General features: G+C 69.9%; 14 protein-coding genes and 2 pseudogenes. 13 read left to right on the forward strand and 3 right to left on the reverse strand.

Translation table 11 applies throughout. The features are described 5' to 3' along the window. Positions 1-660 (reverse strand): amidohydrolase family protein (locus tag QTI17_RS27015; RefSeq protein WP_286536756.1); only part of this gene is annotated, 660 nt, incomplete at its 3' end. Positions 661-775: 115 nt separating this feature from the next. Here QTI17_RS27015 and QTI17_RS27020 point away from each other — a divergent pair. Next, entirely contained in the window at positions 776-1,699 is a 924-nt protein-coding gene (locus tag QTI17_RS27020; protein WP_286536757.1) for a LysR family transcriptional regulator, read from the forward strand. Positions 1,700-1,738: 39 nt separating this feature from the next. Here QTI17_RS27020 and QTI17_RS27025 read toward each other — a convergent pair whose 3' ends face one another. Both QTI17_RS27025 and QTI17_RS27030 read right to left on the reverse strand, forming a co-directional pair. After that, a complete protein-coding gene (locus QTI17_RS27025) occupies positions 1,739-2,137 on the reverse strand; it encodes a VOC family protein (RefSeq protein WP_286536758.1) in 399 nt (132 codons plus the stop codon). Beyond that, entirely contained in the window at positions 2,134-3,081 is a 948-nt protein-coding gene (locus QTI17_RS27030; protein ID WP_286536759.1) for a LysR substrate-binding domain-containing protein, read from the reverse strand. Before QTI17_RS27030 ends, QTI17_RS27025 begins: the two co-directional genes overlap by 4 nt. Before the next feature lie 194 nt (positions 3,082-3,275). On the opposite strand from QTI17_RS27030, the gene QTI17_RS27035 reads away from it, so the two are divergent. The 12 genes and pseudogenes from QTI17_RS27035 to QTI17_RS27090 all read left to right on the forward strand — a co-directional run. Beyond that, complete coding sequence (locus tag QTI17_RS27035; RefSeq protein ID WP_286536760.1) at positions 3,276-5,138, forward strand: TRAP transporter large permease; 1,863 nt, start codon at positions 3,276-3,278, stop codon at positions 5,136-5,138. 38 nt (positions 5,139-5,176) lie between these two features. Then, positions 5,177-6,022 carry a transketolase gene (locus QTI17_RS27040; RefSeq protein ID WP_286536761.1) on the forward strand — a complete coding sequence of 282 codons (846 nt, stop codon included), beginning with the start codon at positions 5,177-5,179 and terminating at the stop codon, positions 6,020-6,022. Continuing rightward, entirely contained in the window at positions 6,019-7,026 is a 1,008-nt protein-coding gene (locus tag QTI17_RS27045) for a transketolase family protein (RefSeq protein ID WP_286536762.1), read from the forward strand. Before QTI17_RS27040 ends, QTI17_RS27045 begins: the two co-directional genes overlap by 4 nt. Before the next feature lie 61 nt (positions 7,027-7,087). Then, the gene (locus QTI17_RS27050) at positions 7,088-7,837 is read left to right on the forward strand and encodes an SDR family NAD(P)-dependent oxidoreductase (RefSeq protein WP_286536763.1); all 750 of its coding nucleotides are present in this window, start codon (positions 7,088-7,090) and stop codon (positions 7,835-7,837) included. Positions 7,838-7,864: 27 nt separating this feature from the next. After that, positions 7,865-8,896: a TRAP transporter substrate-binding protein gene (locus QTI17_RS27055; protein ID WP_286536764.1), complete on the forward strand. Its 1,032-nt coding sequence runs from the start codon at positions 7,865-7,867 to the stop codon at positions 8,894-8,896. 10 nt (positions 8,897-8,906) lie between these two features. Further along, on the forward strand, positions 8,907-10,916 hold the full coding sequence (tkt, locus tag QTI17_RS27060) for a transketolase (RefSeq protein ID WP_286536765.1): 2,010 nt from the start codon (positions 8,907-8,909) through the stop codon (positions 10,914-10,916). An 8-nt stretch (positions 10,917-10,924) separates the two neighbouring features. Continuing rightward, positions 10,925-11,482: pseudogene (locus tag QTI17_RS27065) on the forward strand (NAD(P)-dependent oxidoreductase); the annotation flags it as partial. 148 nt (positions 11,483-11,630) lie between these two features. Next, complete coding sequence (locus QTI17_RS27070) at positions 11,631-12,620, forward strand: LysR family transcriptional regulator (RefSeq protein WP_286536766.1); 990 nt, start codon at positions 11,631-11,633, stop codon at positions 12,618-12,620. Between the two features lie 11 nt (positions 12,621-12,631). After that, a complete protein-coding gene (locus QTI17_RS27075) occupies positions 12,632-14,137 on the forward strand; it encodes a flavin-containing monooxygenase (RefSeq protein ID WP_286536767.1) in 1,506 nt (501 codons plus the stop codon). After that, a complete protein-coding gene (locus QTI17_RS27080; protein WP_286529266.1) occupies positions 14,134-15,108 on the forward strand; it encodes an ABC transporter permease in 975 nt (324 codons plus the stop codon). Before QTI17_RS27075 ends, QTI17_RS27080 begins: the two co-directional genes overlap by 4 nt. Further along, positions 15,105-16,013, forward strand: coding sequence for an ABC transporter permease (locus QTI17_RS27085; RefSeq protein WP_436411623.1), 909 nt, complete (start codon positions 15,105-15,107; stop codon positions 16,011-16,013). Before QTI17_RS27080 ends, QTI17_RS27085 begins: the two co-directional genes overlap by 4 nt. Beyond that, a pseudogene (locus QTI17_RS27090) lies at positions 16,010-17,005 on the forward strand (ABC transporter ATP-binding protein); the annotation flags it as partial. The gene QTI17_RS27085 and the pseudogene QTI17_RS27090, both read left to right, overlap by 4 nt. Positions 17,006-17,012 lie beyond the last annotated feature (7 nt).

Genomic DNA, 17,012 nt, shown 5'->3' on the forward strand with positions numbered 1-17,012 from the left:
GATGAGGCCGAACTCGCGCGCCAGTCGGATGTCGTGGGCGGCGACGTCGTACTCGCCCCAGTCGGGCCCGAGGATGGCCATGGCCAGGGTGACCAGGCGGTCGTCGGAGGCCAGGCGGCCCTTGCGCAGGCGCTCGATCTCCTCGCGGGGGAAGGGCTTCTTGTGATAGGGCACCTCGCCGGGTCGCTCGGGCGGCTTGACGGTGCCGCGGGCGAAGACGGCGCGCACGCCGGATTCCTCGAGGGCATCGATGGCGGTGTCGGTCATCTCGGCATCGCGCAGGATATGGCACCAGTCGACGATGGTGGTGGTGCCGTTGCGCAATTGGTTCAGCGAGCCGAGCAGGTTACCCAGATAGACGTCGCGCACGCCGTAGCGCGTGGCGAGGTTGCCGTGCATGTTGGCCACGTAGTCGCGAAAACCCACCCAGTCGCTGCCGATGCCGCGCAGCTGGTACTCCCAGGTGTGGATGTGGGCGTTGACCAGCCCCGGCGTGACGATGCGGCCGCGGCCGTCGACCACCTCGGCGTCGCCGGCCTCGATGTTCGGGCCCACGGCGAGGATCTTGTCGCCCTCGATCAGGATGTCGGCGTCGTCGAAGTCGCCGACGGCGGGGTCCATCGACAGGATGTTCGCGTGCTGGATCAGGATCCGCTTCATGGAGCTCCTCTTGTTGTCATCGTCGTTTCACAGGGGGCAGGGCGCATACTGAACGTTTCTCATTGGGATATAAATAAGCCTTCTGAGAAGAATTGATTTCCTGATTGGAAAGAATGTGGACCGACTCACCTGCATGGCGGTTTTTCGCAAGGTCGTCGAGCGCAACAGCTTCAGCGACGCGGCCGCGGAACTCACGATGTCGGCCGGTTCGGTGAGCAAGTACGTGGCCGCGCTCGAGACCCATATCGGCACGCCGCTGCTGGCGCGCACCACCCGGCGCATCAGCCTGACGGAGGCGGGCGGCACCTACTACGCCAAGTGCGTGCGCATCCTCGACGACATCGAGGAGGCCGAGAAATCCACCGGCCAGCTGCACCCCACGCCGCGCGGTCTCTTGAAGGTGCGGGCACCGATCTCGCTGGGCTCGGCGCACCTGGGCCGCACCATCGCCGATTTCCTCGCGCGCTTTCCCGAGGTCAAGCTCGAACTCACGATGAACGACTTCTTCGTCGACCCGGCCGAGCAGGGTTTCGACGTCGCGATCGCCATCGCTGCCAACGATCGCGAGCCGATGCGCGGTGCGCGGCCGATCGGCCGCATGGCGCGCGCCGTGGTGGCGGCGCCGTCGTATCTGGCCCGGCACGGCGAGCCGGCAGCTGTGCCGGACCTGAAGCGACACAACTGCCTGGTCTACAACCGGGGCCAGGTGCCCGACGAGTGGCACCTGATCGGGCCCGGCGGCGACCGCACCGTGCGCGTCACCGGCGACTGCCGCTGCAACAACAGCCAGGTGCTGCGTGAATCGCTGCTCGAAGGCGCGGGCATCGGCCTGCTGCCGACCTTCCTGGTCGCCGCCGACATCGCCGCCGGCGACCTGTGCGTCGTGCTGCCGGGCTGGACGCCGGAGTCACGCACCTTGTATGCCGTGTTTCCCCAGCCTCGCCATCCGTCGCCGAAAGTGCGGGAGTTCGTGGATTTCCTGGCGCGCAGCTTCGCAGTCGACAGCCAGTGGCGCCTGGGTTTCTCGAACGAGGCTTGAGCCCCGCGGCTGCGGACGCGTCCTGGCGTGGCGCCGTCGCTACGCCGGATGGATCTTCGCTGCCACTTCCCAGCTGTGGCCCGCGGGATCGACGAAGCTCGCGCAGCGCATGCCCCAGGGCTTGTCCACAGGGCCGGCCAGCAAGGTCACGCCGCGTTGCTGCAACTCTCGGCAGACCGCATCGACGTCGAGGACCCAGATGCTGAGCTGGAAGCGGGAGCCGGCATCCGCTGCGGCCACGCGGCCAGGCTGGACGAGCTCGCGGGCGCTGTCGACCTTCAGCAGGTTGACGATCAGGTTCTCGAAGCCGACCGCCACCGAGTTCTGGTCCTCGAAAATGACCTGAATGCCGAAGACGGCCTGGTAGAAGGTCTTGGCGGCCTGCAGGTCTTCGACGAACAGGCTCATGGCACTGATGCGCTGGAGAGAGTTTGTCATTTCGTCGCGGTCGAGGGTGGGGTCGAGACGGCCATCGTACGCCGGGTGCCAGCCCGGCCCTCGGCCTTCGACGCCTCCCCGTGCAGCCAGCTCAGGAACGCTTCCACGGGCGGCCGGCGCGCATGCCGGGCCGGGTAGACCACGAAGTGCGCCTTCACGCGAACCGCCTTGTCGAGTCCGAAGATCGGCTTCAAGCGGCGGTCGGCGAGGTGGCCGGCACCGATGGTCGTGCTTTCGAGCGCGACGCCGAGCCCTTGCGCGGCGGCGTCCAGCGACATCATGGCGCGATCGAATCGCACCGAGAAGCGCTCCGGCGCGCGCAGGTCCGCGAAGGCGGCCAGCCAGTCGGACCACTGGACCACGCTGACGTTGCTCTGGATCAGCGGCACGTCGGCCAGCTGGTCGATCCGCTTGAGACGATGCTCGCGGATGAACGCCGGGCTGGCCAGCGGGACGATGCGCTCCTCGAACAAAGGCTCGATCACCATGTCGGGCCACTGCGGGACGCCGTAGCGGATGTCCAGGTCGGCCTCCCCCTGCGCGAAGTCGCTGTGCGTGTGCGCGGCCGACAGGTTCAGCGTGATGTCCGGACAGGCCCGGGCGAAGGCCCGCAATCGCGGCACCAGCCACAGGCTGGCGAAGCTGGGTGTCGAGTGCACGTACAGGCTGTTCTCGACGCCTTGCTGCAGGTCGTCCGTGGCGGCCAGCAGGGCCGATAGCGCGCCGCTGATGCGCAGCAGGTAGCGATCGCCCGCCGCGCTGAGCCGTACGCCATGGGCGCTGCGCTCGAACAGGCGCACGCCGAGATGGGCCTCGAGGCGCGAGACCTGATGGCTGACCGCCGACGCGGTGAGATGGAGCTCGGCCGCCGCATGGGCAAAGCTGCGCCGCCGCGCGACGGCCTCGAAAGCCCTGAGGTTGGGGACCGGTGGAATGGTGGCCATGGGGTCAACCCTGTCGTTGGATGACAAACCGTCATCTTAGGCTGAAGAGACTTCGCTTGTCGTCATGTGATGCAACGCCGACCATCGGCGCCACGGACCCTGGACGTCCGCGACGACACCCCCACACAACAGGAGACAGGCATGACTGAACGCTTTGCGGGTCGACCCCGCATCACCTGCCCGCGAGGTGCGCGATGAGCGGCCTGCTGCTGACGCCGCACCGCGTCGGACCCGCCGGCTCGCTGGCCGCCCGCTGCGAGGATTGGCTCGGGCATGCCATCGAGGTGCCGGCGGCCGCGCTGGTGGTCGGCGAAGTCGTCGTCCTGCTGGCCGGCGTGATCTCGCGCTTCATCTTCAACAGCCCGATTCCGTGGGCCGACGAGCTGGCCTCGATCCTTTTCCTGTGGCTCGCGAACCTCGGCGCCGCCGTCGCGCTGCGGCGCGGCACGCACATGCGAACCACGGCGCTGGTCTCGCGCTGGAGCTCGCGGGCGCAGGCCTGGGCCGAGGCACTCGCCATCGCAGCCCCTTGCCTGCTGCTGATGATCCTGATCGGGCCGATGACCGAGTACGCCCGCGACGAATGGGTCGTGCAGACACCCGCGCTGTCCTGGCCCAACACGATCCGGGCGGCCGCGGTGCCGGTGGCCAGCGCCTTGATGATCGCGCTCGAGCTGCTGCGCCTGGCCCGGCTGGGCGCGGCCGACCTGATCGGCGTGGCGGTGGCGATGGCGGCGCTGGCCGGGCTGCTGTACCTCGGCGCGGACTGGCTGCAGGGCATCGGCAACTGGAGCCTCTTCATCTTCTTCGCCCTGCTGCTGGGCGCCGGCGTGCTGCTCGGCGTGCCGATCGCCTTCTGCTTCGGCCTGGCGACCGTGGCCTTCCTGCTGTCCACCACCTCGACGCCGCTGGCGGTGGTGAGCGGGCGCATGGACGAGGGGATGAGCTCGCTGATCCTGCTCGCCGTGCCGCTGTTCATCCTGCTCGGGCACCTGGTCGAGATGACCGGCATGGCCAAGGCGATGGTCGACTTCCTGGCCTCCCTGCTGGGCCATGTGCGTGGCGGACTGAACTATGTGCTGCTGGGCGCGATGCTGCTGGTCTCGGGCATCTCCGGCGCCAAGACCGCCGACATGGCGGCGGTGGCGCCGGTGCTGCTGCCCGAGATGAAGAAGCGCGGCAACGACGAAGGCGAGCTGATCTCGCTGCTCGCGGCCTCCGGCGCGATGGCCGAGACGATCCCGCCGTCGCTGGTGCTGATCACCATCGGCTCGGTCGCCGGCATCTCGATCGGCGCGCTGTTCACCGGCGGCATCCTGCCCGGCGTGGTGCTGGCGATCATGCTGGCCATGCTGGCGCGCTACCGCAGCGCCGAGGTTGCGCACGGCCTGAAGCGTGCGCCGCTCGGCGTCGTCGGCCGCACGCTGCTGGTCGCGCTGCCGGCGCTGGCGCTGCCGGTGCTGATCCGCACCGCGGTGGTCGAGGGCATAGCGACCGCCACCGAGGTCTCGACCATCGGCATCGCCTATGCCGTGGTCGCCGGCCTCTTCATCTACCGGCGCTTCGACTGGCGGCGGCTGTACCCGATGCTGATCGACACCGCGGCGCTGTCGGGCGCGATCCTGTTCATCATCGGCACCGCCACCGGCATGTCCTGGGCGCTGACGCAGTCCGGCTTCTCGCACAGCCTGGCCAGCGTGATGACCAGCGTGCCCGGCGGCAAGTACGGCTTCCTGCTGGTGTCCATCGCGGCCTTCGTGGTGCTCGGCAGCGTGCTCGAGGGCATCCCGGCGATGGTGCTGTTCGCGCCGCTGCTGTTCCCGGTCGCCAAGGCGATCGGCGTGCATGAGGTGCACTACGCGATGGTGATCATCCTCGCCATGGGCATCGGCCTGTTCGCGCCGCCCTTCGGCCTCGGCTACTACGCGGCCTGCACCATCGGCCGCGCCCATCCCGACGTCGCGCTGCGCCGCATCTGGCCCTACCTGGGCGCACTGCTGGCCGGCCTGCTGATCGTCGCCTTCGTGCCCTGGATCTCGATCGGGCTCCTGGGCTGAGCTTTCCTCCATCCCCTTCCACGACCAAGGACCATTCCATGTCTGATTTGACGACCCGTTTGCGCGAGCGGGCCTACCGCATCCGCCGCTACGCCCTGCGCATGGGCGAAGTGCAGGGCCAGGGCTACATCGGCCAGGCGCTCGGCTGGGCCGACGTGCTGGCGGTGGCCTACGGCCACGCGCTGAACCTGCGCCCCGACGAACCCGAATGGGAGGGCCGCGACCGATTCCTGCTGTCGCACGGCCACTATGCGATCGCGTTCTACGCCGCGTTGATCGAAGCCGGCATCATCGCCGAGAGCGAGCTCGAGACCTATGGCAGCGACGACAGCCGGCTGCCGATGTCGGGCATGGCGACCTACACGCCGGGCATGGAGATCTCGGGCGGCTCGCTCGGCCACGGGCTGGCGATCGGCGTCGGCATGGCGCTCGGGCTGCGGCAGAAGGGCAATCCGGCCTTCGTCTACAACTCGATGTCCGACGGCGAGCTCGACGAGGGCTCGACCTGGGAAGCCGCGATGGGCGCCGCCCACCACCGTCTCGCCAACCTCATCTGCCTGGTCGACATCAACAACCAGCAGGCCGACGGCCCCTCGGGCAAGGTGCTCGGCTTCGAGCCGCTGGCCGACAAGTGGACCGCCTTCGGCTGGCACGTGCAGCGCGTCGACGGCAACGACCTGCCGGCGGTGCTGAAGGCTTTCGACATCGCGCGCCAGCTGGGCGAAGCGAAGCCGCGGGTGATCCTGTTCGACACGCTGATGGGCAAGGGCGTGCCCTTCCTCGAGCAGCGCGAGAAGAACCACTTCATCCGCGTCGACCCGCCCGAGTGGCAGCAGGCCATCGAGACGCTCGACCAATCGCAAACCGAAGGAGCCCTGGCATGAACGCCCCCGTCGCCGAAAAGAAGCCGCGCCTGACCACCTCGGCGATGATCGCCTCGATCGCCACCGAGGGGCAGCGCGTCAAGGCCGCGCCGTTCGGCAAGGCGCTGGTCGCGCTCGGTGCCAGCCGGCCCGAGATCGTCGGCCTGACGGCCGACCTGGCGAAGTACACCGACCTGCACCTGTTCGCGCAGGCCTATCCCGAGCGCTTCCACCAGATGGGCATGGCCGAGCAGCTGCTGATGGCGGCTGCCGGCGGCATGGCCAAGGAAGGGCTGGTGCCGTTCGCGACCACCTATGCCGTCTTCGGCACCCGCCGCGCCTACGACTTCATCCACCAGGTGATCGCCGAGGAAAAGCTCAACGTCAAGATCTGCTGCGCCTTGCCGGGCCTGACCACCGGCTACGGCCCCAGCCACCAGGCGACCGAGGACATCGCGATGATGCGGGGCATTCCCGGGCTGACCATCGTCGATCCCTGCGATGCGCTGGACATCGAGCAGGCCGTGCCGCAGATCGCCGCCCACAACGGCCCGGTCTACATGCGCCTGCTGCGCGGCAATGTGCCGCTGGTGCTCGACGAGTACGACTACAAGTTCGAGCTCGGCAAGGCAAAGCTGCTGCGCGACGGCGACGATGTGCTGGTCATCTCCAGCGGCTTCATGACCATGCGTGCGCTCGAGGTCGCGCAGAAGCTGGCGGCCGACCGGATCGGTGTCGCCGTGCTGCACTGCCCGACCATCAAGCCGCTCGACGAAGCGACCATCCTCGAAGCCGTGCGCTACCGGCACCGGCTGGTCGTCGTCGCCGAGAACCACTCGGTGATCGGCGGCCTGGGCGAGGCGGTGGCCAGCACCCTGCTGCGCCATCGGGTCCAGCCGGCCGGCTTCGAACTGGCGGGCCTGCCCGACGCCTTCCTCGATGCCGGCGCGCTGCCGACGCTGCACGAGCGCTACGGCATCAGCCTGGACGCGCTCGCGGCCCGCATCAAGGGCTGGCTGGGCTGACAGCACGCCGCCTTCCACATCCGTCCCCGTCACCACCCTTCATTTTTCCGGAGTCCACACCATGCTTCTCGCTGACAAAGTTGCCCTCATCACCGGCGGTGCCGGTCTGGCCGGCCTCGGTTTCGCCACCGCCTCGCTGATGGCCGCGCAGGGCGCGCGCGTCGTGATCCTCGACCTCGAACGGGCCGACCCGGCGGGCGCCGCCGCTCGCCTCGGGCCGCAGCACCTGGGCCTGGTGGCCGACGTGACCGACAAGGCCTCGTGCGAGCGCGCCGCCAAGGAGGTGCTCGCGCAATGCGGGCGCATCGACATCCTCGTCAACAACGCCGGCATCACGCAGCCGCGCAAGTTCGTCGACATCACGGGCGCCGACTACGACGCGGTGCTCGACGTCAGCCTGCGCGGCACGCTCTACATGTCGCAGGCGGTGCTGCCGGCGATGCGCTCGGCGAAGTCGGGCGCCATCGTCTGCATCTCCTCGGTGTCGGCCCAGCGCGGCGGCGGCATCCTCGGCGGCCCGCACTACTCGGCCGCGAAGGCCGGCGTGCTGGGCCTGGCCAGGGCGCTGGCGCGCGAGGCCGGCATCGACGGCATCCGCGTCAACTGCGTGACGCCGGGCCTGATCGCCACCGACATCAACAAGGGCCTGATCCCGGACGACCGCATGCAGGGGATCCTCGACCAGATCCCGCTGAACCGGATCGGCGAGCCGGCGGATGTCGCCGGCTGCGTCGTGTTCCTGGCGAGTGCGCTCGCGAAGTACTGCACCGGCGTCACGCTCGACGTGAACGGCGGCATGTTGATCCACTGATCGCAACGCCCCCCAAGGAGACAAGCCATGACCCCGAACAAGACCCCGACCGCGGGCCTGAGCCGCCGCCAATGCCTGGCCGGCGCCGCCGCGCTGCCGCTCTTCGCCATCCTGCCCAAGCGCGCCCATGCGGCCGAGTTCAACTACAAGCTCGCCACCGGGCAGGACCCCACCCACCCGGTCAACAAGCGCGCCCAGGAGGCGATCGACCGCATCAAGGCGGCCACCAACGGCCGGTTGGAGATCCGGCTGTTCCCGGCCAACCAGCTCGGCTCCGACACCGACCTGCTGTCCCAGGTGCGCAACGGCGGCATCGAGTTCTTCAACCAGGCCAGTTCGGTGCTGTCGACGCTGGTGCCTGCGGCCGGCATCGTCAACACCGGCTTCGCGTTCAGCGACAGCGAGCAGGTCTGGAAGGCCATGGACGGCGGCCTGGGCAAGTATGTGCGTGCACAGATCGAGAAGGTCGGGCTGATGACGATGTCGAAGCCGTGGGAGAACGGCTTCCGCCAGATCACGACCTCCACCAAGCCGGTCAACACGCCGGACGACCTCAAGGGCCTGAAGCTGCGCGTGCCGTCGGCACCGATGCTCTCGACCCTGTTCACCGCCCTCGGCGCCAGCCCGACGCCGATCAACTTCAACGAGGTCTACTCGGCGCTGCAGACCAAGCTGGTCGAAGGGCAGGAGAACCCGCTCGCCATCATCGCCACGGCGCGCCTGTACGAGGTGCAGAAGTACTGCAGCCTGACCAACCACGTCTGGGACGCCTACTGGATCCTCGGCAACCGCAAGGCGGTGGACCGGCTGCCGAAGGACATCCAGGAGATCGTCTTCCGCGAGTTCGACAAGGCGGCCGACGACGAGCGCGCCGACATCGCCGCGCTCAGCAAGTCGCTGCGCGCCGAGCTGCAGGGCAAGGGCCTGCAGTTCATCGAGGTCGACAAGAAAGTCTTCAAGGCCGCCCTCGGCAAGACCAGCTTCTACAAGGACTGGCGCGCCAAGTTCGGCGACGAGGCCTGGGCCCTGCTGGAACAGAACACCGGCGTCCTTGCCTGAGGTCCTCGCCATGGCCCAGCCCGACCAGCCCGACCAGCCCGCCACCGCGCCGCTCGCCAACGCGATCCGCTTCCTCGCCATCGACGCCATCGTGCGCGCCACCGAGGGCCACCAGGGCGTGCCGCTGGGCATGGCCGAAATCGCGACGGCCCTCTATACGCGGCACCTGAAGTTCCTGCCCGCCGACCCGACCTGGCCCGACCGCGACCGGGTGGTTCTTTCCAACGGCCACGGGTCGATGCTGCTCTATGCGCTGCTCCACCTGACCGGCTACGCGCAGTTCCCGATCGAGGAGATCCGGCGCTTCCGCGAACTGGGCGCCCATTGCGAAGGCCACCCCGAGATCGACCCGGCCAGCGGCATCGAGGTGACGACCGGGCCGCTGGGCCAGGGCATCGCGAACGCCTTCGGCATGGCGGTGGCCGAGGCCTACCTGAACGCGCGCTTCGGCGATGGACTCGTCGACCACCACACCTATGCCTTCGTCGGCGACGGCTGCCTGCAGGAAGGGGTGGGCCAGGAAATGATCTCGCTGGCCGGGCATCTGAAGCTCGGCAAGCTGGTCCTGCTGTGGGACGACAACCGCATCACCGACGACGGCAGCACGGCGCTGTCGATCAGCGAGGACGTGGCCGCGCGCTTCAGGGTCGCCGACTGGCACGTGGTCGAGGTCGACGGGCATGACATCGACGCCGTGTCGGCAGCACTGGCGGCCGCGAAGTCGGACCCCCGTCCTTCGCTGATCGCCTGCCGCACCATCATCGCCCGCGGCATCGCACGGCTGCAGGGCCAGCGCGGCGGCCACAGCGGGCGGCTGCATCCCGAGGACGCCGAGATCGCGCGCCGCGAGCTCGACTGGCCCCATGCACCGTTCGAGATTCCCCCGGAGGTGTTGGGCCCGTGGCGTGCCGCCGGCGAGCGCGGCCGCGGCGCGCACCAGGCCTGGCAGGCACGCCATGCGGCCCTGAGCGCCGACCAGCGCGCCGAGTTCGATCGGGTGATGGCGGGCGAATTGCCCGCGGGATGGCGCGAGGTGCTGCAGGCCTGCAAGCGCCGCGCGGTCGACCGCGAAGAGGCGCCGGGCGGCATCTTGATCTCGGCCGAGATCAACGACCTGCTGACCGAGGTGCTGCCCGAACGCATGGTGGGCTGCGCCGACCTCGAGGCGCCGACCAGCCACAAGCGCCGGCTCGCGGCCTTCACGGCCGACCACCGCGCGGGCGCCTACGTGCACTGCGGGGTGCGCGAGCACCTGATGGGCGCCATGGCCAACGGCTTGGCGGCGCACGGCGGCGTGATCCCGCTGGCCGTGACCTACCTCGCCTTCGCCGACTACGAGCGCCCAGCCATGCGGATGGCTGCGCTGATGGGGCTGCCGGTGAAGTTCGTGTTCAGCCACGACTCGATCGGTGTCGGCAAGAACGGGCCGACTCACCAGCCGGTGGAGATCCTGGCCTCGCTGCGGGCCATGCCCAACATGCTGGTGCTGCGGCCGGCCGATGCGGTCGAAGCCGCGGAATGCTGGGAGATCGCGCTCGAACAGCGCAGCGGCCCGACGACGCTCGTGTTCGCACGGCAGGCCCTGCCGACCGTGCGGCGACATCCGGGCGACGACAACCTCTCGCGCCGGGGCGCCTATGTCCTGGCGGAAGCCGAGGGCGGGGCGCGCGCCGTCACCTTGCTGGCGACCGGCTCCGAAGTGGCGGTCGCGCTGCAGGCGCGCCTGCAGCTGCAGGCCGAAGGCATCCCGACCGCGGTCGTGTCGATGCCCTGCTGCGAGCGCTTCGACGCCCAGGACGCCCGCTACCGGGCCGCCGTGCTGCCGCCGGGCGGCGTGCGGGTGGCGGTGGAGGCGGCGGTGCGTTTCGGCTGGGACCGCTACCTCGGTGAGCGCGGCGGCTTCGTCGGCATGGCGGGCTTCGGCGCGTCGGGCCCGGCCGATGCCTTGTACGAACTGTTCGGCATCACGCCCACGGCCGTCGCCGCCGAGGCGAAGCGCCTGTCGAAGATCCAACCCTGAGCCTCCCCATTCAACGCATCGTCTTTCTCGACCGCGCAACGATCGCGCCGCAGATCCGGCTGCGCCGCCCGGCCTTCGACCATGAACTGGTCGAGCACCAACGCACCGCCGCCGACGAAGTGGCCGGCCGACTGCAAGGCGCAACCATCGCCATCACCAACAAGGTGCCGATCACGGCCGCGACACTGGACCGCCTGCCCGCGCTGCGGCTGGTGGCGGTGGCCGCGACCGGCACCGACTGCGTCGACAAGGCGGCCTGCGCGGCGCGCGGCGTCGCGGTGGCGAACATCCGCGGCTACGCGGTCAACACCGTGCCGGAGCACACCTTCGCGCTGATCCTCGCGCTGCGGCGCAACGTGGTCGCCTACCGCGAATCCGTGCTGGCGGGGCGGTGGCAGGAGTCGGGCCAGTTCTGCTATTTCGACCACCCGATCCGCGACCTGGCCGGCGCGCGGCTCGGCATCGTGGGCGAAGGCGTGCTGGGCCAGCGCGTGGCCGAGATCGCCAAGGCCTTCGGCATGCAGCCGATGTTCGCCGCCCACAAGGGAAAGAGCGGACTCGGCCCCAGCCATCTGTGCTGAGCTTTTGGCGGATCATCGACATTTTCCCGACTCTCACGGCAACTAAGACAGTTCCCTCTAAGCTTATGGAAAGGAAGTATTTGTAAATGGCATGATAAATGCCTGATGATTATCAATATGGATAGTCAATCCCATGGAACTGCGCCAGCTTGAGGCTTTCGCCGCCGTCATGTCGACCGGCAGCGTCACTGGCGCCGCCCGGCTGCTGGCGCGCTCGCAGCCGGCGGTGTCCAGGCTGGTGCAGGAACTCGAAGCCGAGATCGGCTATGCCTTGTTCACCCGCCATGGTCCCCGCGTGACGCCCAGCGAGCAGGGCTTCCTGCTGTATGAAGACGTGGAGCGCGCCTTGGGCGGCCTCCAGCAGATCCACCTTCGCGCCGCCGAGATCGCGCGCGGCAACGCGCAGCCCCTGGTGCTGGCCACCACCTCCGCGCTGGCGGTCGGGCTGCTGCCGCAGGCCTTGCAGCGGCTGGAAGCGCAGGCCGGCGCCGCGCCGATCCAGCTGCGCAGCGCCTCGCCCGAACAGGTCGTCCATGCGGTGCTCAGCGGCGCGGTCCAGCTGGGCGCCAGCAGCCTGCCGCTGGAGCATCGCGGCCTCGACGTGCACTGGATCGGCGAGATGCCCTGCGTGGCCGTGCTGCCGCACGACGATCCGCTGGCCGCCCACGCGGTGGTGCCGCTGGCGGCGCTGGCGCAGCGCCGGCTCATCACGATGAGCAATCCCTTTCGTCTGCGCCGCCGGCTCGACGCCACTCTGGCGCGCGCCGGCCACCCGCCGACGCAGCAGTCCGCGCTGATCGAGACCAACTCCTCGGTCAACGCCCAAGCACTCGCGCGGGCCGGCCTCGGCGTGGCGGTGCTGGAGCCGCTGACCGCCCGCGGCGCCCCGATGGAAGGCCTGGCGGTGCGGCCGCTGGACACCGACATCCCTTTCATCTTCGGCGTGGTCACGCCCCAGGCCCGGCCGGTCACGCCGCCCGTGCGCGCGTTGATCGACGCGCTGCTCGAAGCGGCCAGCGCCCTGCCGCATTTCGTGCGCCACGACCCCTCCGCCCATGCGGCCCTGTTACAGAGCGTCTATGGCGACGCTGCGCGGCCGTCCGGCGACGACACCTCTTTCTGAAAGCATCCGCGATGAAGGCCAAGCTCCCACCACCGATCGCCGAAGCGCCCGCCGGGCTGGCGGCGCTCGAGGCACGCCTGCGCCAGGACCTGGCCTGGCTCGGCCTGCCCGCCAAGCCCTGGGTGCCCGTGAAGGACGGGCCGGGCGAGGCGCCGCTGGACGTGGCCATCGTCGGCGGCGGCATGGCGGGCCTGGCCCTGCTGGCGACGCTCACGCACCTGGGCCTGCGCGCCCGCATCTACGACCGTTCGCCGGCCGGCTTCGAAGGCCCCTGGGCCACGACCGCGCGCATGGAGACGCTGCGCTCGCCCAAGGAACTCACCGGCCCTGCGCTGGGCCTGCCGGCGCTGACCTTCCGCGCCTGGTTCGAGGCCCAGTTCGGGTTGGCGGCCTGGGACGCGCTCGACAAGATCCCGCGCCTGCAGTGGGCCGAGTACCTGCGTTGGTATCGCAGCGTGCTGGGCCTCGACGTGCGCAACGAACAGCAGGTGCGGGCGGTGCTGCCGCGCGCCGACGGCGTGGTGCAGCTCGACCTGCTGGACGGCACGGCCGATGGCAAGGCCTACACCGTCCAGGCGCGCCACGTGGTGCTCGCCACCGGCCGCGACGGCCTGGGCGGCGCCTGGGTGCCCGACTGGGCGGCCGCGCTGCCGCGCGATCGATGGGCCCATTCGTCCGATCTCTGGGACGCCGAAAGCCTGCGGGGCCGGCGGGTCGCGGTCGTCGGCGGCGGCGCCTCGGCGATGGACGCCGCCGCCTCGGCGCTCGAAGCCGGTGCCGGGCGGGTCGACCTGCTGATCCGGCGCGCCGACCTGCCGCGGGTCAACAAGGGCAAGGGCGCGGGCAGCCCGGGGATGGTGCATGGCTTCTGGCAGCTGCCGGACGAGTGGAAATGGCGCATGCGCCACTACATCAATGTCCAGCAGGTGCCGCCGCCGCACGGCAGCACGCTGCGCGTGTCGCGCCATGCCGCGGCCCATTTCCAGCTCGGCACCTCGGTGCTCGGCGCCGTCCGGCGGGCCGACGGCGCGCTGCGGCTCGACACCAGCCGGGGCCCGCTGGCGGTCGACTTCGTGGTCTTCAGCACCGGCTTCCGCACCGACTGGGCGCTGCGTCCCGAGTTCGCCGCCTTCGCGCCGCAGGTGCGGGTCTGGCAGGACCGCTTCGCACCGCCCGAGGGCACGGCCGACACCGAACTGGCCGAGTCGCCCGACCTCGGCCCGCTGTTCGAGTTCCAGCCGAAGACGCCGGGCGCCTGCCCGGGCCTGGAGCGCGTGCACTGCTTCAACTACGCCGCCTCGCTCTCGCACGGCGCCGCGGCCGGCGACATCCCGCAGATCACCGACGGCGCACAGCGGCTTGCGCGCGGCCTCGCGGCCAAGCTGCTGAGCGAGGACGCCGAGCTGCACTTCGCCGCCATGCAACGCTATGCCGAGCCTGAGCTCGATGGCGACGAATGGACGCCCTCGGTGCTGCCGCCGTACGTCGAAGCCGCCGACCCCGAGGTCGCCCGGTGACCGGCTGGCTGCTGCGCCGGTTGTTGCAGGCGCTGCTCGTGGTGGTGGCGATGACGCTGATCGTCTTCATCGGCCTGCATGCCATCGGCAACCCGATCGACATCCTGATCGGCGAGGACATGAACCAGCAGGAACGGCTCGCCGCCATCGCGCGGCTCGGGCTCGACCAGCCGCTGTGGCGCCAGTACCTGGCCTTCGTGGACGGCGCGCTGCACGGCAGCCTGGGTCGCAGCTTCGTCTACCAGGAGGACGCGGTGCGCCTGATCCTGCAGCGCCTGCCCGCGACCATGGAGCTGGCCTTCGCGGCGCTGCTGATGGCGATCGTGGTCGGCGTGCCGCTGGGGCTGTTCGCGGGCATGAAGCCGGAGCACCCGGTGTCGCGCACGCTGATGGCCACCAGCATCGTCGGCTTCTCGCTGCCGGCCTTCTGGGTGGCGCTGATGCTGATCATGGTGTTCAGCGTGCAGCTGGGCTGGCTGCCCGCCAGCGGGCGCGGCGAGACCCGTGCGCTGTTCGGCGTCCAGTGGTCCTGGCTCACGCTCGACGGGCTGCAGCACCTGCTGCTGCCGGCCTTCAATCTCGCGCTGTTCAAGATCTCGCTGGTGCTGCGGCTCACGCGCGCCGGCGTGCGCGAGGTGCTGCCGCAGGATTTCGTGAAGTTCGCGCGCGCCAAGGGCCTGTCGCCGACCCGCGTGATGCTGATGCACGTCATGCGCAACACCATGATCCCGCTGGTCACGGTGCTCGGGCTGGAGCTGGGCGCGACCATCGCCTACGCGGTGGTCACCGAGACCATCTTCGCCTGGCCGGGGGCCGGCAAGCTGATCCTCGACAGCATCAACTCGCTCGACCGGCCGGTGGTGGTGGCCTACCTGATGGTGGTGGTCGTGATCTTCGTGACGCTCAACCTGATCGTGGACCTGCTCTACAAGCTGCTCGATCCGCGGGTGCGGCTGGAAGGCGCCCGATGAGCGGCGTGAGCATGGCAAAGACCTACGACGAGCGCTCGATCTGGTGGCGGGTCGCCGCCGACTTCCTGCACTCGCGCATCGCGGTGGGTGGCCTGGTGGTGCTGGGCATCGTGGTGCTGGCCGCGCTGCTAGCGCCCTGGATCACGCCGCAGAACCCCTACGACCTGCTGCAGCTGGACGTGCTCGACGCCCGCCTGCCGCCCGGTTCGCGCAGCAGCGAGGGCGGCTACACCTACTGGCTCGGCACCGACGGGCAGGGCAGGGACCTGTACTCGGCCATCATCTACGGGCTGCGCATCAGCCTGACGGTCGGCGTCGGCTCGGCACTGATCGCGGCGGTGATCGGCACGCTGGTCGGACTCGTGGCCGCCTACGCGGGCGGCAAGGTCGACGCGCTGCTGATGCGGCTGGTCGACCTGCTGCTGTCGTTCCCGACCATCCTGATGGCGCTGATGATCCTGGCCTACGTCGGCAAGGGCGTGGGCAACGTCATGCTGACACTGGTGCTGCTCGAATGGGCCTACTACGCGCGCACCGCACGGGGCCAGGCCCTGGTCGAGGCGCGGCGCGAGTACGTCGATGCGGCGCAAGGGCAGGGCATTCCGCGCTGGCGCATCCTCACCGGCCACATCCTGCCGAACTGCCTGCCGCCGCTGCTGGTCATCGGCGCGCTGCAGATCGCGCGCGCCATCACGCTGGAAGCGACGCTGTCGTTCCTGGGGCTGGGTGTGCCGATCACCGAGCCCTCGCTCGGCCTGCTGATCTCCAACGGCTACCAGTACCTGTTGTCGAACGAGTACTGGATCAGCTTCTTTCCCGGCGTCGCCCTGTTGGCCGCCATCGTCGCGATCAACCTGGTGGGCGACCAGCTGCGCGACGTGCTCAACCCGAGGTTGCAGAAATGAGCGCCGTTCTCGCGCCCGAACTCGAAGTGCCGACGCTGGAAGTGCGCAACCTGCAGACGCGCTTCCACACCCGCGCCGGCGTGCTGCCGGTGGTCGACGGCGTGTCGTTCACGCTGGGCCGCGGCAAGGTGCTGGGGCTGGTCGGCGAGTCGGGCTCCGGCAAGTCGGTGACCGGCTTCTCGATCATGGGCCTGGTCGATCCGCCGGGCCGGGTGGAGGGCGGCCAGGTGTTGTTCCAGGGCCGCGACCTGACCCAGCTGGCGACCGGCGAACGGCGCGCGCTGCGGGGCAACCGCATCGCGATGATCTTCCAGGACCCGATGGCCACGCTCAACCCGGTGCTGCGGGTCGACACGCAGATGATCGAGGCGGTGCAGGCGCACCGGCGGGTCTCGGCGGAGGAGGCGCGCCGCCATGCCCGCGACACGCTGGGGCGGATGGGCATCCCGAGCCCGGACGAGCGGCTGCGCGCCTACCCGCACCAGCTCTCGGGCGGCATGCGCCAGCGGGTGGCGATCGCCATCGCGATGCTGCACGGCCCCGACCTGATCATCGCGGACGAGCCGACCACGGCGCTGGACGTGACGATCCAGGCGCAGATCCTCTCCGAAGTGCAGAAGCTGGTGCGCGACACCGGCACTTCGCTGATCTGGATCAGCCACGACCTGTCGGTGGTGGCCGGCCTGGCCGACGAGATCGCCGTGATGTACGCGGGGCGCATCGTCGAACACGGCACGGTGGACGACGTGCTCGACCATCCCCGCCATCCGTACACCCGCGGCCTGATCGACAGCCTGCCCGGCGCCAACGCGCGCGGCGCGCGGCTGCGGCAGATCCAGGGCATGACGCCAAGCCTGCTGAACATGCCGGTCGGCTGCGCCTTCGCGCCGCGCTGCCCCCATGCGGACGCGGCCTGCGAAGCACGCCCGGAGATCTCGCGGCCGCGCCACGAGGCACCCTGGCACCAAGTGCGCTGCTTCCATCCGCAGCAGGGCAGGC

It is taken from the genome of Variovorax sp. J31P179 (genome assembly GCF_030316985.1).
Classification (GTDB): domain Bacteria; phylum Pseudomonadota; class Gammaproteobacteria; order Burkholderiales; family Burkholderiaceae_C; genus Variovorax; species Variovorax ginsengisoli_B.